Consider the following 26063-nt stretch of genomic DNA (forward strand, 5'->3'; position numbering starts at 1 on the left):
GCGATTGCAGAGCCTGGTAGCAAAGGCTAGCCTAACCGAACGCGCGAGCGGTGGAGCGGAGCGCTGTCGTTCACCGCGATTCGCGCGGCATACGCCCAGACGTCGACAAGACCGACAGTGAGGAACCATATGGCCATCCCGCCCATTTCGACCTACACGATCCCGGCGATCCACGAGGTCCCCGAATCGAAGGTGTCCTGGCGCCTCGACCCCCGGCGTTCCGCACTGCTGGTCCACGACATGCAGAACTACTTCATCGACGCGTACGACGTGCGGTCCGAGCCGATGTCGACTGCGATGGCGAACATGGTCCGGATTCGCGAACTGTGCTCGGAAGCCGGGATTCCCGTGATCTACACGATGCAGCCGGGCGACCAGCACCCGTCGCGTCGCGGCATCCTCGCCGACTTCTGGGGCCCCGGATTGACGTCGGGTCGGGACACCGAGGTGGTCGAGCCGCTCGCCCCCCGCGAGGGCGACATCCAGGTGACCAAATGGCGGTACTCGGCCTTCCAGCGCACCGACCTCCGGCAGTTGCTCGGCCACCACGGCCGCGACCAGCTGATCGTGACGGGCGTCTACGCGCATATGGGCTGCATGCTGAGTGCCGCCGAGGCGTTCATGTCGGACGTGCAGCCGTTCCTGGTCTCCGACGCGACCGCGGATTTCAGCCGTGACGAGCACCTCATGGCGCTCACCTATGCGGCGAAGCGCTGCGGTTCGGTGACCACCACGGATGCGCTGGTCTCCGCGTTCTCCCCGCTCGAAGTCGGCTGAGTCGACCCGAAGCCCACACTCCGGCGCAGTGCTTCGTTCCGAAGCTGCGCCGGGTGTGCTCGGCAGTCGGATGACCACAATCAATGTGGTTAGGCTAACCTGACACGCTGAGTAGCTGAAAGCCCGGAATCCCCACGCCCGAAAGCCGAAAGCATCAGGAGTGCCTGTTAGATGTCCCTTTCGATATCGTCGCCGTCCACCCCGCAGACCGGGGAGGACACGGCCGACGTCTGCTTGACCGCCGCCCAGCGCGAGCTGTGGGCCGGGCACCATCTCGACCCGACCCGATCGGCATTCACCACGGCCGAGTACGTGGAGGTCGCCGCCCCCGTCGACATCGACGCTCTCGCCGCGGCGGTACGCACGGTGATCGAGGAGGCCGAGGTGCTCTCGGTCCGCTTCGGGGCCGAACCCGGTGCCGATTCGGCCGACGTAGTCCAGGTGCACGACCGTCGCAACACCCCCGAACTCGAACGTCTCCAACGCGACCGGGCCGCTGCCCTCGAGTGGATGCGCGAGGACGTGCGCCGACCGCTCGACCTCGACTCCGCTCCCCTCGTGCGGACGGCACTGATCACGACCGACTCCGGTGTGCTCTGGTACCTCCGCGCCCCGCACGCGTTGCTCGACGCCTACGGGTATTCGCTGCTCACCCGCCGCGTCGCGGCGCTGTACGCGGCCCGGCTCGCGGGCACCGCACCCCGGCCGGCCAAGTTCCCGCCGCTGCGGGCGCACGTCCAGGCGGCACAGGAATTCGATGCCGCGGCCCCCGACATCGACGCGCCCCACGGCGCTTCCCGCCCGGTCGGATTCAGCGACACCGTGCGCAGGCCCGTCCCCGATCCCCATCGGTACACGATCCCGATCGACCCCGACGTCGCGGGGAGCCTGCGCGAGGCGGCCACCGCGCAGGCGACCACGTGGGCGGAAGCGGCTTATGCGGCCACGGCCGCCTACCTCGGCGCCCACACGGGAGCGGAGGAGGTGACGCTCCGGGTGCCGGTGCTCGCCCGCAACGGGATCGAGCTGACGTCGCCAGTGACGGCCACGAACATTGTGCCGCTCCGCATTCCGCTCGACGCACGACCGACGTTCGCCGACGTGATCGGCAGAGTGGCCGCCGCGCTGTCCGAGACGCGTCCGTTCCAGCGCGTCCGGGACGCAGGCAGCCGCGCCACCGGCGGAGCGGTGGTGAACGTCAAACCGTTCGCCGCCAGAATCGCTTTCGGTCCCACCGTCGGCACGGTGCATCAGCTCGCCGCCGGTCCGGTGGAGGACGTGGTCATCTCCGTCTCGGGCGCCGGGGACGAGCTCACCCTCGAATGGGCCGGAAATCCCGAGGTCTACACGGACGACGAGATCCGGGACCACGCACACCGATTCGCGCACTACCTCCGAACCATCTCCGTGGCAGCAGAACCCGTCTCCGTGGTCGACGTCTGCGCTCCGGACGAACTGGACCTGTGGCGGTCGGCGGCCGGCCTCGACCGGACCACCGGCACGGCAGCGGCGCTTCCGGACAGCATCGTCTCCGCCTTCCTCGCCCAGGCGCGCACCCACCCGGACCGCGTCGCGGTGAACGATCTGTCGTACCGGGAACTCTCGAGTCGCAGCGCCGCCCTGGCCCGGCAACTGAGGACGGCCGGCGCCGGCCGCGGCACGGTCGTGGCCGTCAGCCTCCCCCGCGGCACCGATCTGATCGTCGCCGTCCTCGCGATTCTCCGCAGCGGCGCGACCTACCTGCCGATCGATCCGTCCTCCCCGGCCGAACGCGCGCGGTTCATCCTGCGGGACGCGCAGCCGTCGCTGGGAATCGGATCCGCCGACCTGCTCGGCGACCTCCCGCGAGTCGAGGAGGACTCGGCACAGTCCGAGTCCGGCGAACTCGAGAACGCCGTGCAGGCGGACGACATCGCGTACATCATCTACACGTCCGGATCCACCGGTGTCCCCAAGGGCGTTCCGATTCCGCACCGTAACGTGATGCGGCTGTTCGACGTGTCCCGCGAATGGTTCACGTTCACCGAGGACGACTGCTGGCCCCTGCTGCACTCGTACGCGTTCGACTTCTCCGTCTGGGAGATCTGGGGTGCGCTGCTGCACGGCGGCCGCCTCGTCACAGTCGACGAGGCCACCCTCACGTCACCGGCCGACCTCGCCGCGCTCCTCGTCGACGAGGGTGTCACGGTGCTGAACCAGACGCCGTCCGCGTTCGGGCATCTCGTCGACGCCCTCGTCCGCGCGGACTCGTTCGACCGGCTGCGACTCCGGTACGTCGTGTTCGGCGGTGAGGCTCTCGACCCCGCCGTCCTGCGCGCCTGGTTCGCCGCGACCGGTCCGGATGCGGGAACCGAACTGGTCAACATGTACGGGATCACCGAGACCACCGTGCACGTCACCGCCACGAAGGTCACCGCCGCCGACGTGGTGGACATCGGGGTTCCGCTCGGCGACCTCCGCACGTACGTCCTCGGGCCGGGGCTGCGTCCGGTGCCGCCCGGCGTGACCGGCGAGATCTACGTGTCCGGTCCCGGACTGTCCCCGGGCTACGTCGGGCGTCCCGGCCTGACGTCGGGACGGTTCGTCGCCGACCCGTTCGCGCCCGGCGGGACGCGGATGTACCGCACCGGCGACCTCGCACGGTACGACGCGACCGGCGCGCTCCACTACCACGGCCGGATCGACGACCAGATCCAATTGCGCGGTTATCGTGTCGAACTCGGCGAGATCGGCGCCGCGATGACCGCGGTGCCCGACGTGCAGGCGGCGGTGGCCACGGTGCACGAGCAGGCCGGCGGCGACCAGCGCATCGTCGGATACGTCGTTCCCCGGCCGGGCGGCGAGCACGACGCCGTCGAGGAGCAGGTGCGGGCGCACCTGGTCCGCTCCCTCCCCGGGTACATGACGCCGTCCGCACTGGTGATGCTCGACCGCTTGCCGTTGACCCACAACGGCAAGGTCGACAAGGACGCGCTGCCCGCCCCCCGTTGGCTCGGACAGGCCGGCGACACACCGCGGACCGACACCGAAGCCCGGATCCTCCCCCTGTTCACCTCGGTGCTCGGCGCCGAGCAGGTCGGTGTCCACGACGACTTCTTCGCACTCGGCGGGAACTCCCTCCTCGCCGCCGCTCTCGTGTCCGCAATCACCGCGGAACTGGGTGTGCCACTGCGGGTTGCCACGGTCTTCGAGAATCCCACCGTGGCCGCTGTGGCCGCGCAACTGGAGGACGCCGGCGAGCAGGTACCGGCGAGCAGGCCGTCCCCGCGGGACCTCCCCGAGGGCACGCCGGTGCCGTTGTCACCCGCGCAGGAACGCCTGTGGTTCCTCGACAGCGCCGCCGGCGGTGGAACGTACCTGCTGGCACTGGCCGTCGATTTCGGGGAAGGCCTCGAACCCGACGCCCTCTCCGCGGCGCTCGCGGACGTCGTGACCCGGCATCAGTCGTTGCGGACGGTGTTCCCCCTCGTCGACTCGGTGCCCCACCAGGTCGTGCTTCCCGCCGGAGATGCGAAGGTCCGGCTCGAACGAGTCGACAACGTCGGCAACATCGAGGGACATATCGCGGCGATGACGATGGTGGGTCTCGGGCTCACCGACCAGCCGCCGCTGCGCGCGGTGCTGTACGAACCGCAGCACACACTGGTCCTGTTGATGCACCACATCATCGGCGACGAGTGGTCGCAGTCGAAACTGCTGGACGATCTCGCCTTCGCGTACAACGCCCGCCGCGCCGGACGGGCACCGGAGTTCACGCCGCTGCCGTTGCAGTACCCGGACGTCGCCGTGTGGCAACGCGAACGCATAGGCGCCGGCGACGACGCGACCCCGCTGCTGACCGGCCAACTCGACTACTGGCGTGAGCAACTCGCCGGTCTGCCGCTCGAACTGGGCTGGCGCACCGACCGCCCCCGACCCGCCCTGCCCACCAACCGCGGCGCGAGCGTCCACCGCACGTTGTCGCCGTCGCTGCACGCGGCCGTCGAGTCGCTCGCCGCCGAGCGCCGCGCGAGCTTCTTCATGATCGTCCACGCCGCCGTGGCCGTGCTGCTCGAAAGACTGGGCGCCGGCGAGGACATCGCCCTCGGCGTGCCCGTCGCCGGTCGCAGTCACCCCGACCTCGACGCCATGGTGGGCTGCTTCATCAACACGGTGGTCCTGCGGACCGACGTGTCGGGCGACCCGACGTTCGCCGAACTGCTGGACCGGGTCAGGGCCGTCGACCTCGACGCCGTCGACCACGCCGACGTGCCGTTCAACCGGATCGTGGAACTCGTCAATCCCCCACGGTCGTCGGCCCGCCATCCCCTGTTCCAGGTCATGCTGTCGCACTGGAAGCAGGACGGTGCGGCGGAGCGATTCGCCGGGACCACCGCCTCGGTGCGGATGCTCGACGCGACGTCCGCGAAATTCGATCTGGCGTTGCGCTTCCAGGAACGCCCGGACAGCGGCGGGGTCGACGTGACGTTCGAGTACTCCACCGAACTCTTCGATGCCGCGACCGTCGAATCCTTCGCGGACCGCCTCGCCGTGGTGATCGAGCGGCTCGTCGAGAACCACGAGCAGCCGATCGCCCGGCTCGACATCCTGACCCCGCAGGAGCGGGGCCGGGTGCTCGGCGAATGGTCCCACGCGGAGCACTCCATCCCGGCCCGCACGTTCGACGAGTACTTCTCGGCGCAGGTGGCGCAGACACCCGACGCCGAGGCCCTCGCCGTCGGTGCGAGCGTGCGGCCCGCGGTCTCCCTCACCTACCGGCAGCTCGACGAACGGGCGAACCGGATTGCCCACTTGCTGATCTCGCGTGGCGCCGGCCCCGGTGACGTGGTCGCGCTCGCACTCGACCGCTCCGCCGAGCTGATCATCAGTGTTCTCGCCGTGCTGAAGAGCGGTGCCGCGTACCTTCCCGTCGACCCCACGTACCCGGCCGACCGGATCGCGCACATGCTCGCCGACGGCGCACCGGTCGCGATCCTCACGTCCTCCGTCGGCGTGCCCGACCGCACCCCGCTGGGCACCGACGTGCCCATTCTCGACCTGGACGATCCGGACCTGCAGGCCCTGATCGACACCCAGCCGGTCACCGCCCCCACGGACGCCGAGCGGAGCAGGCCACTGCAACTCGACGACGCCGCGTATCTCATCTACACGTCCGGATCGACGGGGGTGCCGAAGGGCGTCGTCGTCCCCCACCTGGGCATCGCGGATCTGCTGTCGCTGCAGTCGGACGTGATCGGCATGGACCACACCACTCGGGCGCTCCACTTCTCGTCCATCAGCTTCGACCTCGCGTTCTGGCAGATCATGTGGGGTGTGCTCTCGGGCGGAACGCTGGTGGTCGCGACGGACGCCGACCGCATCCCCGGTGAGCCGCTCGCCCGCGTCATCAACGAACACGACGTGAACTTCGTCGGCGTACCACCGTCTTTCGCCGCCGCGTTCCCGCCGGAGCATCCCATCCCGGACGGCGTCGACCTGATGCTCGGCGCCGAGAAGCTCACACCCCAGCTGATCGAGCGGTACGCACCCGGACGCCGGTTGTTCAACGCGTACGGACCCACCGAGTGCACGGTCAACGCCACCCTGGCCCTCGTCGAACCGGGACACGAAGGTCCGGTCCCCATCGGCGTCGTCGATCCCGGCAAGCGCGCGTACGTCCTGGACCACGCGCTGCGGCCGGTGCCTCCGGGCGTGTCCGGCGAGCTGTATCTCGCGGGCGACAGCGTCACCCGGGGATACCGCAATCAGAGCCCCAAGACGGCGGAACGTTTCATCGCCGACCCGTTCGCAGAGCCGGGCAGGCGCATGTACCGGACGTCGGATGTGGTGTGGTGGGGCAGGGACGGTCAGATCTACTTCACCGGCCGCGCCGACTCGCAGGTCAAGGTGCGCGGATTCCGCATCGAACTCAACGAGATCGAGGCAGTGCTGTCCGGTGACCCGGACGTCGAGCACATCGTCGTCGTGGTCCGCGAGGACCGCCCGGGCGATCAGCGGCTCGTCGCGTACGCGACGTCGGTACCGGGCGGCCGGATCGACCCCGACCAGTTGCACCGCCGCGCCGCCAGCAGGCTGCCGGACTACATGATCCCGGCCGCGTTCATCGCCGTCGACGAGTTCCCCACCCTCCCCAACGGCAAGCTCGACCAGTCGTCGCTTCCCGTTCCGCACCTGTCACTGCAGGTGTCCGAGCGGGGTCCGCGCACGGCGCGCGAAGAGGTGCTGTGCCAGTTGTTCGCCGAGGCTCTCGGTATCGAGCGGGTCGGCATCGACGACAGCTTCTTCGACCTCGGCGGCCACTCGCTGATGGCGGCCGGATTGATGAGTGCGATCTCGAAGCGGCTGTCCGTGACCGCGACGGTGGCCTCGCTGTTCGCGGCGCCGACCGTGGCCCAGCTGGCGGGCCGTCTCGACGACGATTACGACGCCGACGCGCTGGCCGTCCTCCTGCCGTTCCGCACCGAGGGGTCCAAGCCACCGGTGTTCTGCTTCCACCCCGCCGGCGGAATCAGCTGGGGTTACTCGGGCCTGTTGCGGCACATCGACGACGACTACCCGCTGTACGGCGTGCAGGCCTCCAACCTGTCGACGTCCAAGCGGCCGCCGGAAACGCTCGAGGACATGGCCGCCGAATACATCGAGCACATGCGTACCGTGCAGCCGAAGGGCCCCTACCACCTCCTCGGATGGTCGCTGGGCGGCGTCGTCGCGCACGCCATCGCCGGTGCACTGCAGAACCAGGGTGAGGAACTCGGCATGCTCGTCATGCTCGACTCCTTCCCGTCGGACGCGTGGGCCTCGATGCCGACGGAGCAGGACGCGCTCGCCGCGCTGCTCTACATGGTCGGCTACGACCCGGAACCGCTCCTGGAGGACGGACTCGACCGGCAGCAGGTGATCGACATCCTGCGCGGCGAGGGCAGTGCGCTCGCCGGGATCAACGAGCACACACCGGCCGCGATGATCGACAACTTCGCGAACGCCGTGCGCCTCGAATCCGAACCCTCACAGATCGTCGTGGACTCCGACATGCTCTTCTTCACTGCGGCCAGGAATCCTGCGACCGCGGCGACGTACGACTTGTGGCGGCCCTACCTGACCGGCACCATCGTCAACCACGACCTCGACTGCGAGCACAAGGACATGACCCAGCCCCGCTGGATCGGCGAAGTCGGCTCCGTCGTGAACGAGGCCCTCGCCTCGTTCGGCTCGCACATGAACCCCACCAACACAGAACAGGGAGATCGATGAAAACGTCCGGAAGATACTGGCGTAGAGCCGGAATCGTGATGATGGCGGCAACCGCGCTGTTCGCGGGTGCCTGCAGCGAGTCGACTTCCGACTCGACCGACGCGGCGGGATCCGCCACCGGACAGGCCGACGCGTCGGCCTTCCCCGTGTCGATTCCGTCGGCGCTCGGTACCGCCGAGATCACGGAGGCACCGGAACGCGTCGTAACGATCGGCTGGGGCAGCGAGGACGCGGCACTGTCGCTCGGCGTCGTGCCCGTCGCCGTGCAGAACATGAAGTCGGACACGGGAACCGACGACGGCCTGCTGCCGTGGTCGCGGGCGAAGCTCGAAGAGCTCGACCCGAACGCGGAACCCACGTTGCTGACGGCGTCGAGCAAGGAGATGCCGTACGAGCAGATCGCGGCACTCGCCCCCGACGTGATCCTGGCCGTGCACTCGGGCGTGAACCAGGAGCAGTACGACAAGCTGTCGGCCATCGCCCCCACCGTGGCGTACCCGGAGCGTCGCTGGGCCACCAGCTGGGAAGACCAGATCACCACCGTCGGCAAGGCCCTCGGCCGGTCGGCACAGGCCGAGACACTGGTGACCCGGACTCAGGACACCCTCGCGCAGGCGAAGTCGCAGCACCCCGAGTTCGCCGGGAAGACGGTGGCATTCGGGAGCGGCACCGAGCCGGGATCGTACAACTTCTACTTCGACACCGATCCTCGCCTGAAGATGCTGGCCAGCCTCGGTTTCACGGTCGACCCGCTCGCCCAGCAGTTGCGCGAGAGCAGTGACCAGACCAAGTTCGCGGCTCCCGTCAGCCTGGAACTGCTGCCGACGTACAACCCGGACGTGCTGCTCGCGTGGTACCTGTCGCCCGAGCTGCAGAACGAGGTCCAGTCGAACCCGCTGTTCGCCGGGATGAAGGCCGTGCGCGACAACGCCTACGTGGGTCTGACCGATCCGCCGCTGGTGTTCGCGTCGAGCTCGCCGAACGTGCTCAGCATGCCGTGGCTGCTGGACAAGCTGCTCCCGCAGCTGTCGCAGGCCGCGAACAACGCTCAGGCCAGCTAGTTCCCACCTGAGCGCGTCACTGTGCCGCTGCCGAGAGGTCGTCCTCCTCGGCAGCGGCACTGCTGTACGTGCGCAACCCCTTCAAGGTCAGCGCGAGAACCGCAAGCACCACGATGCCGCCCGCCCCGTAGAGGAGGAACGCCTCACGCGGACCCACCGCGGCGCCGACGGCGCCGGCGACGAGCGCTCCGGCAGCCGAGCCCGTGGAGATCTGGGCGCCCCACACACCGGCGACGCGTCCGCGGTATTCCTCGGGCGTCTCGGTCTGGATGACCGCGTACCGGAGGATGTCACCGAGGACGCGGCCGAATCCGTGTGCGGCGAGCCCGAGGAACGTGACCGCGATCATCGGGACGGCGCCGGCGCCGATCAGCCCGGCCGACGCGATCACGGCCGCGAGGAACACGATCAGGCCACCGCGACGAGCAGTTCCCGTCCAGCCACTCGTGAGTGATCCGGTGAGGGCGCCGACGGCGGGGGCGCTGTAGAGCAGTCCGGTGGCCGCCGGTCCGGCATGGAGAACCTGGCTCGCGTAGGCGGGCAGCAGCACGTTCCAACCGGTCAGCATCATGGCGCAGAACCCGACCAGCAGCGTCCCGCCGACCACGGAGTCCTTGGCGGCATAGGTGAAGCCGCTGGCGATCGACCGCAACGGACTCTCGGTGTTCTTGACCGGCGGCGGCAGCGAGGGCAGCCGGGCGATGCAGTACGCGGTGATTCCCGAGGACACCGCGGCCAGAACGTAGTTGGTGCCCACGGATGTCGCCGCGATGATCACACCGCCGATGGCAGGCGACGCGACCGTGCCGAGGTCGGCCATCACGGTCATCAGGGCACCGGCGGCGGCCATCTTGTCCTTGGGGAGCAGCGATGGGATCACCGCCATCAGCGCGGTCGCGGAGATGCCGCCGGCGAGGCCCTCGATCACGCCACACAGGTAGATGATCCACAACTGGGGTGTGGGGAGGAACGCGTTGACCGCGAGGATCGCGAAGGCCAGGCCCGCTGCGGCACGGGCGAGGGAGATGACTGGTCTGCGGTCGTACCGGTCGGCGATCACGCCGCCGAACAGGGTGCCGATGAACACCGAGGAGCCCACGACGATGCTCGCCGCGCCCACTGCCAGTGTGGAATTCGTCATGTCGTACACCTGCAGCGGCACCGCCACCAGCAGCAGACCCAGACCGAAGATGGAGATCGTGCGGGCAATGAAGATGTATCGGAACTCGCGACTCGTCCGTAGAGGCGTCAAGTCGATTGCGTATCGCGATAATCCAGCCATTGTCATCCATTCACATTCGGTTGCAACAGCTCTCCGTTTCGCCGTTCGCGCGGAGAGCAACTATGCTTAGGCTTCACTAACCCAGCAACCTACCCCATGTCGTCGAACCGGCTCAACGGGCCGTGGTTCGACCGACGCACCGGAGGATGATAGTGAGTTCCGCTCCCAGCACAGTTCCGACCCGCGACCGAATCCGCGCCGACGTAGCCGACGTGCTCGACGTCCCGGTCGCCGAGATCGACGATTCCGCGAACCTCCTCGACGAGGGGATGGACTCCGTGCGCGTGATGGCGCTGGTCGAACGATGGCGGGCGGACGGTGTGCAGGTGGATCTCGTGGACCTCGTCGGCGAGCCGACACTCGACGCCTGGTTCGAGGTGACGGCAGCACGCTGAGCGGTCCCACCACCTACTCTTGATCCGGCTGGTCGATCCCAGGGTCGGCCCGGACACGGGAGGATGCGAGGGGACATGGCTCACGAAACCAGCGGTGCAGGCAGGATGAGCGTGCTCCGGACACCACGGTTCTGGATCGCTCCCCTGCTCCTCGTCTCCGTCGTCATGTCCCTGCTGGCCGCGCTGTACATGGGTGGGATGCTCAACCCCACCACACACCTCAACCACTTCCCCATCGCGCTCGTCAATCAGGACGAGGGCGACACCACGCCCAATTCCAACCCGCCGCAGCAGCAGAATTTCGGCGACCAGATCACCGCCGGGCTCGTCGAGGGTGTCGATCCGAACAAGGTCGAACTTCGGCAGATCGGGATCGCGCAGGCCCAGTCCGCACTGGACAACGGGGAAATCTACGGTGCGATCGTCATACCGAGCGACTTCACGAAGCGCACCTTCATCCTCGCCCAGGCCGGCGTGATTCCCGGAGACGTCGAACGTCCGGTGATCACGATCTACACGAACCCCCGCGCAGGCACGATCAGCGCGAACCTCGTCCAGAACATCGGGGAGATGGCGTTGGACAAGGCCAATCAGACGATGGGCGAGCAGCTCACCACCCAGGTGACGCAGCAACTCCAGGCGACAGCCCCCGACCTCCAACTGTCGGGGGCCAGCCGGCTCGTCCTCGACGACCCCATCGACGTGCGGGTCGTGGCCCACAACCCGCTGCCCGACGGCACCGGTTTCGGCTTGGCGGCGTTCTACTACGCGCTCCTCATCGTCCTGGCCGGTTTCACCGGTGCGACCATCGCGAGCACCCTCATCGACGGCATGCTCGGATTCACCCCGACCGAGGTCGGGCCGCTGTACCTCCACAACGAGGCGGTCCCGATCTCACGGTTCAACACCCTGCTCATCAAGTGGGCGGTGATGGTTGTGCTGGCGATGATCGTGTCGGGTCTGTACCTGTGGATCAGCTCCGCCCTCGGCCTGCCGATCACCGACCCGCTCGCCCTGTGGGAGTACGGCGCCTTCGCGATCGCCGCGGTCGGGATCACGGCGATGTCCGTGATGGCCGCGTTCGGCAACCTGGGCCTGCTCATCAACCTGCTGGTGTTCGTCGTCCTGGCGCTGCCTTCGTCGGGCGGCACGATCCCGCTCGAGGCGGCGCCGCGCCTGTACACCTGGCTCGGTGAGTTCGAACCGATGCACCAGATCTACATCGGGGTGCGCGCCATCATGTTCTTCGGCGCGGCGGGCGACGCGGGGCTCATCCACGCCGTGTGGATGACCCTGGCCGGCCTCCTCATCGGCCTCGTCTTCGGTGCCGTCATCACCCGGTTCTACGACCGCAAGGGCTTGCATCGCCGCCACAAGGCGCAGACCGAACCCGAACCGGTGGACGCAGCCGGGGCGTGAGTCACGCGGGCGCGGACGACCAGGCCGCGCCGAACTGTTCGTACCAGGGATGCGGGGCGGGCACTGCCGCCAGGATCCGTTCGACGAACCGATCGGGGTCGCCGAGTTCGGCGAGTCCGACTCCGCGGCGCTCGTAGTCGGCGAACTTGTCGTGCAGTCCGGCGATCACCTTGTCGGTCACCGTCTGCTCGAACTCTTCGATGGTTGCCATCGGATGCCCCTCCTTCCGGCGAGAAGCGTCTGCGTTCAGTGTAGTGCCGACCTGCGGATTTGCCCTCGCCCGGCGGCGGATTATCGACTGTCGGTGACGCAGAGCAGACTGGGCCCGTGAGAATGGTCCTGGTTCCCGATGCCGACGGTGGCGCGACGACCGTTCGCACCGATCCCACGGGCGTTCCGGTCGAGTCCCCACGTCGACACTCCGACGCCGTGGCCGCGGTCCGCGACATCGAGGCGACCGAACACCCCCGCTGGGTCTGGACGAGTACCGCGGCCGTCTATCCGGCGCTGCTGAAGGCGGGGGTGCGGGTGCAGCGCTGCCAGGACCTCGCGCTCACCCACGCCATCCTCAGCATGCGCGACGGTGTTCCCGCGCCGCCGCCGGACGAACCCGTCGACGAACGCCCCGGACTGTTCGAGACCGCACCCACCACGGATCCGGCGCAAGTGGTGGCGGACTTCGCGGAACAGCGGAAGACGATCGGTGACGATGCACGGCTCGACCTGCTGGTGGCGGCCGAGTCCGCGGGCGCGCTGGCCGCCGCGGAGATGAGTGTCGACGGCCTGCCGTTCTCCACCCGTACCCATCGCGCCTTCCTCGAGGCGGCGCTCGGGCCGCGGCCTGCCGGGTACGACCTGCCTCAGCGCATCCAGGACGTGACCGTGGAGATCGGGTCGGCGTTCGGCCGTCGCATCAACCCGGCGTCCCACGTCGAGGTGGTCGACGCGTTTCGCCGTGAGGGCATCGAACTCGCGTCGACCCGCAAACACCTGCTCCGCGAGGTCGATCATCCCGCCGTGCCGCTGCTGCTGCGCCACCGCGATCTGTCCAAGCTGTTCAGCACGAACGGCTGGCAGTGGCTGGACAGTTGGGTCCACGACGACCGGTTCCGGCCCGTCTACGTTCCCGGCGGCGTGGTGTCCGGCCGCTGGGCGAGCCGGGGCGGCGGCGCACTGCAGATTCCGAAACCGCTGCGGTCGAGCGTGATCGCCGACCCGGGTCATACGTTCGTCATCGCCGACGCCGGCCAACTCGAACCCCGCATCCTGGCCGCCATGTCGGGTGACGCCCGCATGGTCGCCGCGGCGGGCGCCGACGACCTGTATGCACCGGTCGCGGCGGAGACGTTCGACGGCGACCGCGGCAAGGCCAAGGTCGCGATCCTCGGTGTTCTGTACGGCGCCACCGCGGGCGAGGCCCGTTCGCTGCTCACCCTGCTGCGCACCCGCTTTCCCGTCGCCGTCGAATATGTGGAAAGGGCGGCCCGTGCCGGTGAACGCGGCGAGGTCGTGCACTCGTGGCTCGGCCGGGCGTGCCCACCCCCGTCGCCCGATTTCTGGTCGCACGGCGACGCCCGGTCACGCGGCCGGTTCACCCGAAACTTCGTGGTACAGGCCACGGCAGCCGAGTGGGCACTGTGCGTGCTCGCGGACCTGCGGCGCCGGCTGGCCGACGACCCGGACAGCGAACTCGTCTTCTTCCAGCACGACGAGGTGATGGTGCATACCCGGGACCCCGACTCGGCGACGCGGCACGTTCTGGGCGCAGTCGAGGTAGCCACCCGGTTGCTGTTCGGCGAGACGCGGGTGCGGTTCCCGATGGATGTGGCGGTGCGGGACTGCTACGCCGAAACCTCCGACGAGGCCTGACCCGCGCGGATTTCCGGTGTCGCGGGTGCGCTCGACATGGTGTACTGGGACGCACTGCTGGCGGGGGCGGCGAAGGAGAACCCATGACGAAGTTGGATTCGACGGACTCGAGCACCAGCGGCGAGACGCCGCGCAGATACCGCTGGCCTGCGTTCACCATCGTGGCCATCGCCATCATCGCGTTCTTCGCGGGTGGATTCGGGGGTTCCTTCCAGGGAAAGCTCACCGAGGTCCAGAAGAACGACAACGCCGCCTACCTGTCGAGTTCCGCCGAATCGACGATCGTCACCAACGAATCGTCCAAGTTCCTCACCGTCGAAACCATCCCCGGATTCGTGCTGTTCCACAGCGACTCCCCGCTCACCGAGCAGGACAAGGCCGCGATCGCCCAGGCGCGTGACGCCATCGCGGCAGTCGACGGAGTCGACGCCGAAGGCATGGCCCAGACACAGTTCTCCCAGGACGGCACCACGGCATCGATCTTCGTTCCCCTCGTCGCGAAGGAGGACGGCACGGCGGTCGCCGGCGATGTGCTCGCCGCCACCGAGGAGAACGTCCTCACCGCCGCGAAGAACGCGGCCGCCGGGCTCGAGGTGCTTCCTGCCGGTCCCGGTGGCCTGCTGGTGGCGTTCATCGACGCGTTCGCCGGACTCGACGGTGCACTGCTGGGCGCCGCGCTGCTCGTGGTCGTCCTGATCCTGCTGGTGGTCTACCGCTCCCCGGTGCTGTGGTTCTTCCCGCTCTTCTCGGCGCTCCTCGCGCTCGGCCTGGCGTCGATGGTCATCTACTTCCTCGCCAAGGCGGAGGTGCTCACCCTCACCGGACAGAGTCAGGGCATCCTGTTCGTCCTCGTGATCGGTGCGGGCACCGACTATGCGCTCCTCCTGATCTCCCGATATCGGGAAGAACTGCACTTCTATCCCAGCCGGTTCGACGCCATGATCAAGGCGTGGAAGGAATCCGCCCCCGCCATCACGGCGTCGGCGGTCACCGTCATCCTCGGTCTGCTGTGCCTGATGTTCTCCGAACTGAACTCCAACAAGAGTCTCGGGCCGGTCGCCGCGATCGGCATCGCGTGCACGTACCTCGTGATGATGACGTTCCTGCCCGTCGCGCTGTCCGCGGCGGGGCGGTGGGTGTTCTGGCCGCGGAAACCGAAGGTGGACGAGGCCGCAGACCTCACCACGCACGGTCTGTGGGGCAGGATCGCCGCCCAGGTCGGGAGCAAGGACCGTCCCCTCTGGATCGGTACGACGGTGCTGCTGGCCGTGCTGTTCCTGGTCGGCATCGGCAGTCTGAAGACGGACGGACTGTCGTCGTCGGAGAACTTCACCAACCGGCCCGACGCCGTCGTCGGTCAGGAGTTGTACGACTCCAAGTTCGATCCGGGCGCCGGCGCGCCCGCCGTCATCGTCACCAATGCCGATCAGACGGACGCGGTCATCGCGGCCGTGAGCGGTGTGGACGGGGTGTCGACGGATCCCGGCGCGGTGTGCCCGCAGGTCGATGTCGAGAAGCTGTCTGCACTCGTCAAGTCCAACCCGGCCGCGGTGGCCTCGGCCGCCGGGCAGGGGTGCGCACCCGACTTCCTCACGGCCGCACCGATCGACGGGCGCATGGTCGTCAACGTGACGCTCGCCGACTCGTACGATTCCCCGGAAGCCCTCGAGACGGTGAAGCGACTGCGCGACGCGGCGCACGCCGTACCCGGTGCCGATGCTCTCGTCGGCGGCAGCACGGCAACGACGCTCGACGTGCAGACGGCGTCGGTGCACGACCGGAACCTGATCATCCCGATCGTTCTCGTCGTCATCTTCGTTGTGCTGGCCCTCCTGCTCCGCGCCCTGCTCACGCCCATCATCCTCATCGCCACCGTGGTCCTGTCGTTCGCAGCCACCCTCGGGGTGTGCGGACTCTTCTTCACCCACGTCTTCCATTTCGCGAACGCAGATCCGGCGTTTCCTCTGTTCGCGTTCGTGTTCCTCGTGGCGCTCGGCATCGATTACAACATCTTCCTGATGACCCGGGTCCGCGAGGAAACCGAGGAACACGGCACCAAATCCGGTGTGCTGCGGGGGCTGGCGGTGACCGGTGGCGTCATCACGTCGGCCGGTGTCGTGCTCGCCGCGACGTTCGCGGTGCTGGGTGTGCTGCCCCTGGTGTTCCTCGCCGAGGTCGGCTTCGCCGTCGCGTTCGGCGTGCTGCTCGACACGATCATCGTGCGCAGCATCCTCGTCCCGGCGCTCTCCCACGACGTCGGCAAGAAGATCTGGTGGCCGTCGGCGCTGGCAAAGGCCAAGGACTAATAGGCTTCCTCCGTCCACAGGTGGAACAGCGCGTAGGCCCGCCACGGTCGCCACTGCTCGGCGAGTTCCGCTGCCTGCCTGCCGGTCCTGACCCCCAGCGCGCGTTTGAGGACGAGGTCGTCGGGTGTGAACGCGTCCGGGTCGGCCAGCACCCGCACCGTCAGATAGTCCGCCGTCCATGGACCGATTCCGGGCAGTGCGAGCAGACCGGCCCGGAATTCGGCCGGGTCGGTGTCCGCGCCGAGACGCAGACCGCCGGACGCGGCCTGGGCCAGCGCGAGCACCGTCCTGGCCCGGGCGCCGGTGAGGCCGAGGGTCGAGCGCAACTGTTCGGGTGAGAGCGCCGCCAGCGTCTCCGGTTCGGGGAACGCGAAGAATCCGTCGTGGACCGGCCGGCCGTACGCGTGCACGAGCCGGCTGCCGAACGTCCGGGCCGCCGCCAGCGAAACCTGTTGTCCGAGAATGGTCAGAACCGCCGTCTCGAACCCGTCCACGCTCCCCAGGCGCCGCAGACCCGGACGCAGCGCCACCAGCGGAGCCAGGAGCGGGTGCCGGCTCAACGCGGCGTCGATCGGCCCCGGATCGGCGTCGAGGTCGAGCCAGCGCCGGACCGCGGCGGTCAGCGCTTCGATGTCTCCGGGATCCGCCGGTGTCAGGTGCGCCTCGACGTCCCCGTCGGCGGGACGGACGACGACGGACACGAGCGCGGGCCCGTGCGGACCGTTCACCACCCGGGTGTGGGTTCCGTCGGGGTCGTGTCGCTCGAGCCCGGACACGGTGTGGGCGCGGAGCGCGCCCCACAACGGCGCATGGGTGAACGGACCCCGGTACGGCAGTTGCACTCTCATGTGTCCTCGAGTCCCGTCACCCGCAGCGTGATGTTCAGTCGGCCCGTTGTCAGTCCGCAGTCCGGATCGCTCGTGCCGGGAAACACTTTCGGTACTCCGTGATACGCGAACCGGGACTCGCCACCGAAGACGAAGAGGTCGCCCGACAGCAACTCGACATCGGTGTACGGCTTGGTGCGGGTGGTGGTGTTGCCGAAGCGGAATGTGCACGTGTCGCCGATGCTCAACGACACGACGGCCGCATCGGACCGCTCCTCCTTGTCCTGGTGCATGCCCATCTTCGCGGTGTCGTCGTAGAAGTTGATCAGCGCCGCATCGGGTGTGTACCCGTCGGCGGGCTGCCCGTAGGCCTCACTCACCGCCCGCCGGCCGAGAGCGACCAGCCACTCGGGCACCGGCGCCACGCGGCCACCGCCCGCGTCCTCGGCTGTGCGCGAGTAGGAATACGGCTTCCAGTGCCAGCCGAGGCACACCGTCTGCACCGACATGCGGTGCCCCGTCGGCAGTTGCGCGGCCCGCATCGGGACCGGTCCGGTGGCCCAGCGCCGGCATTCGGCCACCAGGTGGCGTTGCTCGGCCGGCGTGAGCCAATCGGGGACGTGGACGGCGCCGGGCGCCACCTCGGTTCGGGGGCGGGGTATCAAGGCGGACATCACGGTCACTCGGCGTCGTGGAGGACCAGGCCGAGGGTCCGGCGGGTGCCGCGCCGAACGGTGCTGACACCGTGTCGTACCGGTCCGGTCGACCAACCGCGGGTCGAGCGAACGGGTCTGTCCCTGGTGGTGAAGATCAGCGCGTGCCCCTGCTGCAGCGTCGTCACTGTGCCCCGGGACTGGGCGCGGGGCCGCTGCTCGACGAGCATGAACTCCCCGCCCTCGTGGTCCACTCCCGGACGGTCGAGGCCGATCACCACCTGCAACGGGAACACGAGGTCACCGTAGAGGTCACGGTGCAGGGCGTTCCAGTCGTTCGCGCGATAGCTGAGCAAGATGGGTGTCGCCCGTTTCTGGCCGGCGTCGTGGCACATGTCCAGCCATTCGTCGAGGGTGTCCGGCCACGGCGAGGGATTCCTCAGCTTGACCGCCCAGTCCCGTGCCACGGGAAGCAGTTTCGGGTAGAAGGCCGCACGGAGTTCGGCCACGACCTCCGGTAGCGGGTAGTCGAAGTACCGGTACTGTCCCGAGCCGAAGCGGTACCGGGCCATGTCGACGGTGGACCGGAAACGCTCGACCTCCCCGTACATGTCCGCGATCTGCGCGCACTCCTCGGCAGTCAGGATCTGCTCCGATTGCGCGCATCCGGCGGCATCGGTCTCGGCGTGGAGACCGTGCCAATCCAGATCGTTGACGCGTTGCGTCAAGGTAGTCATGCCGCTGCCTCCAAAGTCAGCAGGATCGACTTGGCCTCCGGCCCACCCGCGTACTGCCCCATGCTGCCGTCGCTGCGGACCACCCGGTGGCAGGGAACCACGACCGGGAGCGGGTTGAGGGCGCAGGCGGTTCCGACCGCGCGCACTGCCTTCGGACTGCCCGCGGACGCCGCGACCGCGGCGTAACTCGCGGTGTGCCCGTAGTCGATCTCGGGAAGATGATGGAGAACCTCGAGCCGAAATCCCTTGGACAGCCTGAAATCCAGCGGGATGTCGAAGCTCGTGCGCTCACCGAGAAAGTATTCGTCGATCTCGTGGGCCACCCGGTCGAGCCGGGCGGGTGCGCGCAGGATCCGGGGACTGATCTGCTCGGCGAGGGTCTGCAGTACGGCGTCGTGATCCTGGTTGGGGAAGGCGACCCGCACCAGCCCGCGATCGGTGGCGGCGAGCAGAAGCGAACCGACGGGGGTGTCGAGGGTCCGGTACGCGACGTCGAGGAGACCTGCTTCGGCGGCGAGGGCGGCGAGCCGCTCACGCAGTTTCTGCTCGACCGCGGAGTCCGACGTGGACAGGGCATAGACGATGTCGGGGATGTTCATGTGATGTCTCCACTCACAGAGATCGAGAGGGTCTTGCGTAGCGCCGCAATCCCGTCGGCGGCGGCCCGTCGCGACGCGTCCGGGGAGTTGCCCAGGATCACCGCGATCTCGGTGTACGGCAGCCCGGCCAGGTAGTGATACGCCACCGCAGCCCGTTGCTTCATCGGCAGGGCGCCGACCGCGTTCCACAACTCGGGGTCGTGACCGCCGGGAAGTCCGCGGTCGGTGGTCTGCTCGGGAAGCTCGTCGGTGGGGACGGGCCGCCGGTCGCGCGCACGAATGTGGTCGAGCGCTTTCCGGTGCGCGATCGTCACCAGCCACGCCTCGACGTTGCTCCCGGGACGCAGGTCGGGATACGCCCGCATCGCGGCGATAAAGGTCTCCGACCAGGCGTCCTCGGCGTCCACCGGGCCGACCACGGCCCTGCAGACCCGCAGCACCGTCGGGCCGTGCTCGGCCACGACGTCTTCGAACGGTTTCAGGGTCATCGGCTCAGCCGGAGTCCCGCCCGTTCCGCTTCGCGTTCGAGCAGGAACCGTTTGCGGTCGAGCCCGCCCGCGTACCCCGTCAAGCTGCCGTTGCTCCCGATGACGCGGTGGCACGGAACGATGATGCTGATCGGATTTCTGCCGTTCGCCGCCGCCACCGCGCGAATCGCGGTCGGGGTGCCGAGGGAGTCGGCCAGCTGACCGTACGTCCACGTCTCGCCGTACGGGATGGTGCGCAGGGCGTCCCACACGCGTTGCTGGAACGGGGTGCCTCGCGCGGCGAGCGGGACGGTGAACTCGGTGCGCCTGCCGTCGAAGTATTCGGTGAGCTGGGTGATGGCCTCGTCGAAATCTGCGGTGTCGCGTTCCCCGAACGTCGCGGGATCGGGCTGGTGTCGGTGTTCGACCATGTAGATGCCGCTCAGCACCCCGTCGACGCTCACCAGCGTCAGGGGGCCGATCGGTGAATCGATGACTGTGTGTGCTGCTCGGTCGGCATTCACGGTGCCAATCCTTCCAGGTGTACGGGCCTCTGAAAGGTAGACGTCTGCCACGACCGAAACGTGAGGTCCGGAATGCATCAGGCAGGATGGGCCGATGGCTCTCGTACAACTCGGAACCCGCGACCTCGTGCGTACCGTCACCGGGATCGCCCGGTGGTCGGCGGATACCGCTGAACTCGTCGTCTCCCTTCCCGGCCGGATCGGCACCCTCCTGGACCAGGTCGAGGTGCTGATTTCCCGCATCGAGGCAATCAGCGACGGCGCCGAGATCGCGGTGGCAAGGGCGAACGCGGTTGCGGAATCGGCGGCAACCGTCGTCGCCACGGCAGGGCACACATCCGCGTCGGCACAGACGCTGATCAGTCTGTACGAGCCGCTCGCGACGAAGGCCGCCCCACTGGCGCAGCGGTTCGTCGACGACCTCACCGAGGAGGAGATTCACGCCGCGATCGGGTTGGTGGACCACCTGCCCGAACTGACCCTGCGCATGGAGGGGCTGATGCCGATCCTGGCGACCCTGGACACCGTGTCGCCGGAGATCCACCAACTCCTCGAGGAGGTCCAGGGCGTGCGCCAGGCGATCCAGGGCGTCCCCGGGTTCAAGTTCTTCCGCAAGCGCGGCGAGGCCCAGGAGGACGAGGACTACGCGCGGTAGCCGTCCGTTCCGGCGCGTCCCACGACGATCTTCGGGACCACCGCACGCGACGACAGCCGCAGCAGGGCGTCGACGAGTTCGACGATGTCGTTGACCTCGATCATCGCTTCGGGCGGGATCGTGTCGTGGATCCACGCGGACATGTCGGTGTCGACGTACGCGGGGGCGAGCGCGGTCGCGGAGACGCCGTTGCCCGACTCCTCGACGTTCAGCGTCTCGGTCAGGGAGATCAGCGCGGCCTTGGTCGCGCCGTAGACGGCGAGCCCCGCCTCGGCGTACACGCCGGTGATCGATGCCAGGGCCACGACCTTGGACCCGCGTCCCGGGTTCTCCGCCGCACCGGTCCGGAGCAGCGGCAGCGACTGCTGCAGCAGGCTGAACGGCGCCCGCAGGTTGACTCCGAGGCTCTTGTCGAATCGGCGCATGGGGAACTCGCCGATGGGGCCTGCGGTTCCGACCCCGGCATTGAGTACCAGCGCGTTGAGCGACCCGAACGCGTCGGCGTGCGCCTCGACGACGCGTCCCGCGGATTCCTCGTCGGCGAGGTCACCCGCGACCGCGACGACCTCCTTCGCGCCCGCGGTCCGCAGGTCGGCGGCCACGGACTCGAGCCGATCGCGATCGCGGGCGGTAATCGTCAGCCCGTACCCCTGTTCGGCGAGACGGGTGGCGATGCCGAGTCCGATGCCACGTGAGGCGCCGGTGATCAGTGCGGTGCGACTCATACGGTCTGTCCTTTCAGGGCGCGCAGGCCGGCCGCGACGAATTCGGGCACCGCGTCGCCCGCCTTGTCGAAACCCTCACCGACGGTGGCACCGACCCGGTAGCGGTGGTTGATGCCCTCGGCGATGACGGCGAGTTTGAAGTTCGCGAGCGCCAGGTAGAAGTTCCAGTGGACCAGTTCGCGCCCCGAGGCCACGGTGTAGCGCTGCGCGAGGTCGTCGGCCGACGGCAGTCGCGGGCTCGTCCAGGCCGCCGGTTCGCCGAGCACCAGGTCGAGAGCCGGATGCCGGTAGACGCACATCAGGGCGACGTCGGTGAGCGGGTCGCCGAGGGTCGACAGTTCCCAGTCGACGACCGCCGCGACGGTGCTCACGTCGCCGGACGCGAGGATGGTGTTGTCGATGCGGTAGTCGCCGTGCACGATCGACGACTCCGACTGCTGCGGAATCGATTCGACGAGCGCGGCATGCAGGCGGTCGACGTCCGCGGAGTCCGTCGTCTTCACCCGCCCCCACTGGCTCGCCCACAATGTGACCTGCCGGGCCACGTACCCGTCCGGGCGGCCGAGCTCGCCCAGGCCGACGGCGTCGTAGTCGACGTTGTGCAACGCGCCGAGCACACGGACCAGTTCGTCGGTGCACGAGTCGATGTCGTCGCCGGACAGCGCCTCGAGATCCGACTTGGTCCGGATCACCTGACCCGTCACGTGTTCGACCACGGTGAACGGCGCGCCCATCACACTGTCGTCCTCGCACAGTGCGACGGTGGCGGCCACCGGGACGTCGGTGCCCTGCAGGGCCGAGGTGATGCGGAACTCGCGGGCCACGTCGTGCGCCGAGGGTGTGAGCCCCGCGGTGGGCGGCCTTCGCAGCACCCACCGCGAGGAGTCGTCGAAGATGGCGTAGGTGAGGTTGGACTTGCCGCCGGCGATCAGGTCGGCCCGCAACTCGCCGTCGAGAGGAACGTCCGACGCGGTCAGGAACTTTTGCAGCGCAACGAGATCGAGCCCCCGATGTTCGCTCATGCGCCCGCCTCCCGCGCGGCCTTCTTCGCGGCACCCACGACACGCTTGGCGATGGCCCAGCGGTGCACCTCGGACGGTCCGTCGTAGACGCGGAACGGTCGCACCTCGCGGGACAGCCGGGCGAGGGGTAGGTCGCCGGACACGCCGAGACCGCCGCACATCTGGATGGAGCGGTCGACGATCCGGAAGATGGCCTCGGACGCGTAGGTCTTGGCGATGGACGTGGAGTTGCTCGCGTGGCCGCCCTGATCGAGTTCCCAGCACGCCCGCGTCAACAGTGCCCGGCTGGCGGCGATGTCGATCTCGTTGTCCGCGACCATCTTCTGGACCATGCCCAGATCGCCCAGCTTGCCTCCGAAACCCTCACGCTGCGCGACGTGCGCCACGGCGACGTCGTGGCCGCGGCGCGCCGCACCGAGCCAGCGCATGACGTGTGTCATCCGGGCGGGCCCGAGCCGGACCTGGGCGTAGGCGAATCCCTGGTCCACCTCGCCGAGAACCCCGCTGTCGGGGACGAACAGGTCGTCGAAGAACACCTCGCAGTGCCCACCGATCATCGCCCGGTCGAGGGTGTCGATGTGGCGGCCCACCCTCAGCCCGTCGGCGTCGGCCGGTGTGAGGAACATCGTGGCGCCGCCGCGGTCGCCGGGCACGCCGGACGTGCGGGCGAAGATGATGAAGAATCCCGCGCCGTCGGCGCCGGTGATGAAGTACTTGTGGCCGTTGATCTTCCACCCGCCCGGCACCTTTTCGGCGCGCGTGGTCAGCGCCGAGGGGTCCGAGCCGGCTCCGGGTGACGGCTCGGTCATGGCGAACGCCGACCGCATGTCGCCGTGCGCCAGCGGGGCGAGGAACCGCTCCTTCTGCTCGGGGCTGGCGATGTGCGCGAGCATGTGGACGTTGCCTTCGTCGGGTGCCCCGATGTTCAGGGCCGTCGGACCGAACAGCGAATAGCCCGCAGCCTCGAAGACGGGCGCGCGATCGGTCATGTTCAGGCCGTGCCCGCCGTACTCGACAGGTGCGTGCGGGGCGAAGACTCCGGCGTCCTTGGCTGCCTTCTGCAGCTCCACGCGCAGGGTGTCGCCACCAGCAGCGGTGATGTCGCCGCCGTGCTCGTCCTCGATGGGCAGCACGACTTCGCGGATGAACGCCTCGGTCTTCTCGACGAGCGCGGTCACCCCGGGTGCGTAGGACAGATCGATCGCCACAACTACCTCCAGTCAGTACGACGACTCCAGTACCGACCGATCACTCGCTCGGTCGGAGTCGTCCCCGACAATTCCACACCTTCGAAGGCCGGTCAAGACTCAGTCGGACGCGCCGACCGTGCTCCTCGCGATCGCCAGGTACCGCTCGACCAGTTCGTCGGGCGACAGCGGCCCGTCCTCCCGGTACCAGGTGGACACCGCGACGCACATCGTGACGACGGCACGGCTCGCGTCCTCCGGGAACGGTGTCCGAAACAGCCCGGCCGCCACCCCCTCGCGGACGATGTCGTCCAGCATCTCCTGCTGCTCGTCGCGCAGCGCGATGTACGCCTTCCGGCTCTCCGGTTCCATGCTCCGCGTCTCCCGGGACGCGACGAACGCCTGTTCACGCCGGTACATGTGGAACCGCAGCAACGACTCGATGACCGCGTCGAACCGCTCGCCCGGTGTCGGACCCGCCTCGGCCACCGCCGCGTGGCTGCGATCGAGGAGTTCGCGCATCACCGCGTTCGTCAACCCCACCAGCAGCGCCTGCTTGGAGGGGTAGTGGTGATAGAGACCGGGGACCGACAGACCGGCGCGGGACGCGATCTCACGGATCGACGCGCCGTCGTACCCCTTCTCGACAAACGCCGCCAGCGCCGCGGCCAGAACCTTGGACAAGCCTTGGTCGGTGTACTCACGCCAGGAACTGCCGCGCTGGGTGCCCTCTACCGTCATGGGTCCTACGGTAGAACAGGCACCCGCCGCTCCCCTGCTGCGGTCGCGGGAGTTGACTAGAGTCGAACGAGGTCGCCCAGATCGACAGCCTTCTCCGACAGAGAGCCAGGGACCACCTGATGATCCACGTCCGTCACTCCGCGATCGCAGCCGTCCCCATCCACGTGGCGTTCGCGTACATCGACGATTACCGGACGGTCCCCGACTGGATGTTCGGAGTCTCGGAGTTCCGTCCGATCGGGGAATTCGACCAGGGGATGGAGTCGACCTTCGACGCCGCGATCCACATCGGCCCCAGCACCCTGCGGTCGCGGCTCGAGGTCACCGAGTGGGAGCAGGACCGGGTCATCACCCTGGCGTCGCTCGACGGCGCCGCCAACTCCTCGACCTGGGAGTTCACCGCAAACGGTGAGGACAAGACCGAGATCAGCGTGGACTTCGCGTACAAACTCCCCGGCGGTCTCGCCGGCAAGGCCCTCGGTCTCATCGTCGAACCGTTCGTCGAAACGGCCGTGAAGAACACCGAGGTGACCTTGCGGCACAACCTCGAGGAGCTGTACGCGAAGCGCAACCGCTAGCGTCCGGGCAGGAAAGCCAGCCGTCCGACCGTTGTCCCCTCGCCGAGTCTCGCGATGCCGTCCGCGACGTCGGTGAGTCCGAGCCGCTCGCTGATCATCGGCTTGATCTCACCTGCCGTGGCCATCCTCGTCAGCTCGTTGTGGCACTCCCGGATCGCAGCGGGGTTGTAGGCGTTGTACAGCCCCCAGTGCAGCCCGATGATCGAGTAGTTCTTGATCAGCGCATGGTTCAGCCCGGGCGACGGGATGGTGCCACTCGCGAATCCGATCACGATGATGCGACCCTCGAACGCGATGCACTTGGTCGACTTCGTGTAGGAGTCGCCGCCCACCGGATCGAACACGACGTCGGCACCGCGGCCGTCCGTGAAGTCCTTCACGGCCTGGACGAAGTCCTCGCTGTGCCGATCGATCACGAGGTCGGCACCGAGTTCCCGCGTATATGCCGCCTTCTCGGGCCCGCCGACGACGCCGATCACCTTGGCGCCTGCCGCCTTACCCAGCTGCACGGCCGCGCTGCCCACTCCGCCTGCCGCAGCCTGCACGAGCAGCGTTTCGCCGGGCTGGATCTGCGTCCTGCGGTGCAGCGCAAACCATCCCGTCTGGTACCCGATCGACAGCGCCGACGCCTCGGCGTCGTCGAGGGCCTCCGGAGCGGGGAACGCGGTGGCCGAGGACATGACGGCCAGCTCGGCGAACCCGCCGTTCGGCAGGCTCGGCATGCCGATCACCCGGTCGCCGACGGCGAACTCGGTGACACCCTCCCCCAGGCCCACCACCTCGCCGCACAGCTCCACACCGGGAGTGAACGGAAGCGGCGGCTTGATCTGGTACTCGCCGCGGCACAACAGCACATCCGGGAAGTTCGCGGCCGCCGAGAGCACCTTGACCAGCAACTCGCCGGGCTTCGGTTCGAGGTCGGGGACGTCCTCGAACGTCAGAACGTCCCTCGGCTGCCCCAATTCGTGTACACGCCACGCCTTCATCG

Annotated in this window: 22 protein-coding genes; 9 read left to right on the forward strand and 13 right to left on the reverse strand. The window is 68.5% G+C overall.

Annotated features, from left to right (window positions below; all coding sequences use genetic code 11):
• Positions 1 to 129 precede the first annotated feature (129 nt).
• The 3 genes from ACLIVD_RS30415 to ACLIVD_RS30425 all read left to right on the forward strand — a co-directional run bounded on the left by ACLIVD_RS30415 (position 130) and on the right by ACLIVD_RS30425 (position 9089).
• A complete protein-coding gene (locus tag ACLIVD_RS30415) occupies positions 130 to 777 on the forward strand; it encodes an isochorismatase family protein (RefSeq protein WP_317568269.1) in 648 nt (215 codons plus the stop codon).
• A gap of 171 nt (positions 778 to 948) precedes the next feature.
• Positions 949 to 8028, forward strand: a complete 7080-nt coding sequence (locus tag ACLIVD_RS30420) for an amino acid adenylation domain-containing protein (RefSeq protein ID WP_491931124.1) — start codon at positions 949 to 951, stop codon at positions 8026 to 8028.
• Positions 8025 to 9089, forward strand: a complete 1065-nt coding sequence (locus tag ACLIVD_RS30425) for an iron-siderophore ABC transporter substrate-binding protein (protein ID WP_491931125.1) — start codon at positions 8025 to 8027, stop codon at positions 9087 to 9089. The genes ACLIVD_RS30420 and ACLIVD_RS30425 overlap by 4 nt, the downstream gene beginning before the upstream one ends.
• A 16-nt stretch (positions 9090 to 9105) precedes the next feature.
• Here the strand turns inward: ACLIVD_RS30425 and entS are convergent, their stop codons facing one another.
• Complete coding sequence (gene entS / locus ACLIVD_RS30430) at positions 9106 to 10371, reverse strand: enterobactin transporter EntS (protein WP_283353246.1); 1266 nt, start codon at positions 10369 to 10371, stop codon at positions 9106 to 9108.
• A gap of 146 nt (positions 10372 to 10517) precedes the next feature.
• Here entS and ACLIVD_RS30435 point away from each other — a divergent pair, with 146 nt between their 5' ends.
• A complete protein-coding gene (locus tag ACLIVD_RS30435) occupies positions 10518 to 10766 on the forward strand; it encodes a phosphopantetheine-binding protein (RefSeq protein WP_037205604.1) in 249 nt (82 codons plus the stop codon).
• 75 nt (positions 10767 to 10841) lie between these two features.
• The gene (locus tag ACLIVD_RS30440) at positions 10842 to 12185 is read left to right on the forward strand and encodes a YhgE/Pip domain-containing protein (protein ID WP_280780407.1); all 1344 of its coding nucleotides are present in this window, start codon (positions 10842 to 10844) and stop codon (positions 12183 to 12185) included.
• A 1-nt stretch (position 12186) separates the two neighbouring features.
• Here ACLIVD_RS30440 and ACLIVD_RS30445 read toward each other — a convergent pair whose 3' ends face one another.
• Positions 12187 to 12396, reverse strand: a complete 210-nt coding sequence (locus ACLIVD_RS30445; protein ID WP_054245510.1) for a hypothetical protein — start codon at positions 12394 to 12396, stop codon at positions 12187 to 12189.
• Between the two features lie 122 nt (positions 12397 to 12518).
• Between ACLIVD_RS30445 and ACLIVD_RS30450 the strand changes: the two genes are divergently transcribed.
• Both ACLIVD_RS30450 and ACLIVD_RS30455 read left to right on the forward strand, forming a co-directional pair.
• A complete protein-coding gene (locus ACLIVD_RS30450; RefSeq protein WP_283333946.1) occupies positions 12519 to 14054 on the forward strand; it encodes a bifunctional 3'-5' exonuclease/DNA polymerase in 1536 nt (511 codons plus the stop codon).
• Positions 14055 to 14137: 83 nt separating this feature from the next.
• Entirely contained in the window at positions 14138 to 16360 is a 2223-nt protein-coding gene (locus tag ACLIVD_RS30455; protein WP_491931126.1) for an MMPL family transporter, read from the forward strand.
• Here ACLIVD_RS30455 and ACLIVD_RS30460 read toward each other — a convergent pair.
• Genes ACLIVD_RS30460 through ACLIVD_RS30485 form a run of 6 tightly spaced genes read right to left on the reverse strand, consistent with a single transcriptional unit; the run spans position 16357 to position 20167 of the window.
• The gene (locus tag ACLIVD_RS30460) at positions 16357 to 17208 is read right to left on the reverse strand and encodes a DNA-3-methyladenine glycosylase family protein (protein ID WP_491931127.1); all 852 of its coding nucleotides are present in this window, start codon (positions 17206 to 17208) and stop codon (positions 16357 to 16359) included. The genes ACLIVD_RS30455 and ACLIVD_RS30460 overlap by 4 nt on opposite strands.
• Complete coding sequence (locus ACLIVD_RS30465) at positions 17205 to 17861, reverse strand: alpha-ketoglutarate-dependent dioxygenase AlkB family protein (protein ID WP_317568262.1); 657 nt, start codon at positions 17859 to 17861, stop codon at positions 17205 to 17207. The genes ACLIVD_RS30460 and ACLIVD_RS30465 overlap by 4 nt, the downstream gene beginning before the upstream one ends.
• Positions 17862 to 17866: 5 nt before the next feature.
• The gene (locus ACLIVD_RS30470; RefSeq protein WP_317568261.1) at positions 17867 to 18577 is read right to left on the reverse strand and encodes a 2OG-Fe(II) oxygenase; all 711 of its coding nucleotides are present in this window, start codon (positions 18575 to 18577) and stop codon (positions 17867 to 17869) included.
• Positions 18574 to 19176, reverse strand: coding sequence for a methylated-DNA--[protein]-cysteine S-methyltransferase (locus ACLIVD_RS30475; RefSeq protein WP_317568260.1), 603 nt, complete (start codon positions 19174 to 19176; stop codon positions 18574 to 18576). The genes ACLIVD_RS30470 and ACLIVD_RS30475 overlap by 4 nt, the downstream gene beginning before the upstream one ends.
• Positions 19173 to 19664, reverse strand: coding sequence for an RNA polymerase sigma factor (locus ACLIVD_RS30480; RefSeq protein WP_105423317.1), 492 nt, complete (start codon positions 19662 to 19664; stop codon positions 19173 to 19175). Before ACLIVD_RS30480 ends, ACLIVD_RS30475 begins: the two co-directional genes overlap by 4 nt.
• Positions 19661 to 20167 (reverse strand): methylated-DNA--[protein]-cysteine S-methyltransferase, encoded by a 507-nt coding sequence (locus ACLIVD_RS30485; RefSeq protein WP_283353241.1) that lies wholly within the window; start codon positions 20165 to 20167, stop codon positions 19661 to 19663. The genes ACLIVD_RS30480 and ACLIVD_RS30485 overlap by 4 nt, the downstream gene beginning before the upstream one ends.
• Positions 20168 to 20261: 94 nt before the next feature.
• On the opposite strand from ACLIVD_RS30485, the gene ACLIVD_RS30490 reads away from it, so the two are divergent.
• The gene (locus tag ACLIVD_RS30490; protein WP_317568259.1) at positions 20262 to 20822 is read left to right on the forward strand and encodes a ribulose 1,5-bisphosphate carboxylase large subunit; all 561 of its coding nucleotides are present in this window, start codon (positions 20262 to 20264) and stop codon (positions 20820 to 20822) included.
• Here the strand turns inward: ACLIVD_RS30490 and ACLIVD_RS30495 are convergent.
• The 4 genes from ACLIVD_RS30495 to ACLIVD_RS30510 form a co-directional block, all read right to left on the reverse strand.
• Positions 20810 to 21547, reverse strand: a complete 738-nt coding sequence (locus tag ACLIVD_RS30495) for an SDR family NAD(P)-dependent oxidoreductase (protein WP_317568258.1) — start codon at positions 21545 to 21547, stop codon at positions 20810 to 20812. The genes ACLIVD_RS30490 and ACLIVD_RS30495 overlap by 13 nt on opposite strands.
• A complete protein-coding gene (locus ACLIVD_RS30500) occupies positions 21544 to 22569 on the reverse strand; it encodes a phosphotransferase family protein (RefSeq protein WP_477955573.1) in 1026 nt (341 codons plus the stop codon). The genes ACLIVD_RS30495 and ACLIVD_RS30500 overlap by 4 nt, the downstream gene beginning before the upstream one ends.
• The gene (locus tag ACLIVD_RS30505) at positions 22566 to 23777 is read right to left on the reverse strand and encodes an acyl-CoA dehydrogenase family protein (RefSeq protein ID WP_491931128.1); all 1212 of its coding nucleotides are present in this window, start codon (positions 23775 to 23777) and stop codon (positions 22566 to 22568) included. The genes ACLIVD_RS30500 and ACLIVD_RS30505 overlap by 4 nt, the downstream gene beginning before the upstream one ends.
• Before the next feature lie 99 nt (positions 23778 to 23876).
• Entirely contained in the window at positions 23877 to 24497 is a 621-nt protein-coding gene (locus ACLIVD_RS30510) for a TetR/AcrR family transcriptional regulator (protein WP_007296545.1), read from the reverse strand.
• 119 nt (positions 24498 to 24616) lie between these two features.
• On the opposite strand from ACLIVD_RS30510, the gene ACLIVD_RS30515 reads away from it, so the two are divergent.
• Positions 24617 to 25075, forward strand: coding sequence for an SRPBCC family protein (locus ACLIVD_RS30515; RefSeq protein WP_280780417.1), 459 nt, complete (start codon positions 24617 to 24619; stop codon positions 25073 to 25075).
• On the opposite strand, the gene ACLIVD_RS30520 is transcribed toward ACLIVD_RS30515, so the two are convergent.
• Positions 25072 to 26061 (reverse strand): NADPH:quinone oxidoreductase family protein, encoded by a 990-nt coding sequence (locus tag ACLIVD_RS30520; RefSeq protein WP_283353238.1) that lies wholly within the window; start codon positions 26059 to 26061, stop codon positions 25072 to 25074. The two genes, ACLIVD_RS30515 and ACLIVD_RS30520, sit on opposite strands and share 4 nt — an antisense overlap.
• Between the last annotated feature and the right edge of the window lie 2 nt (positions 26062 to 26063).

The sequence above is a fragment of the Rhodococcus sp. G6(2025) genome, assembly GCF_058628105.1.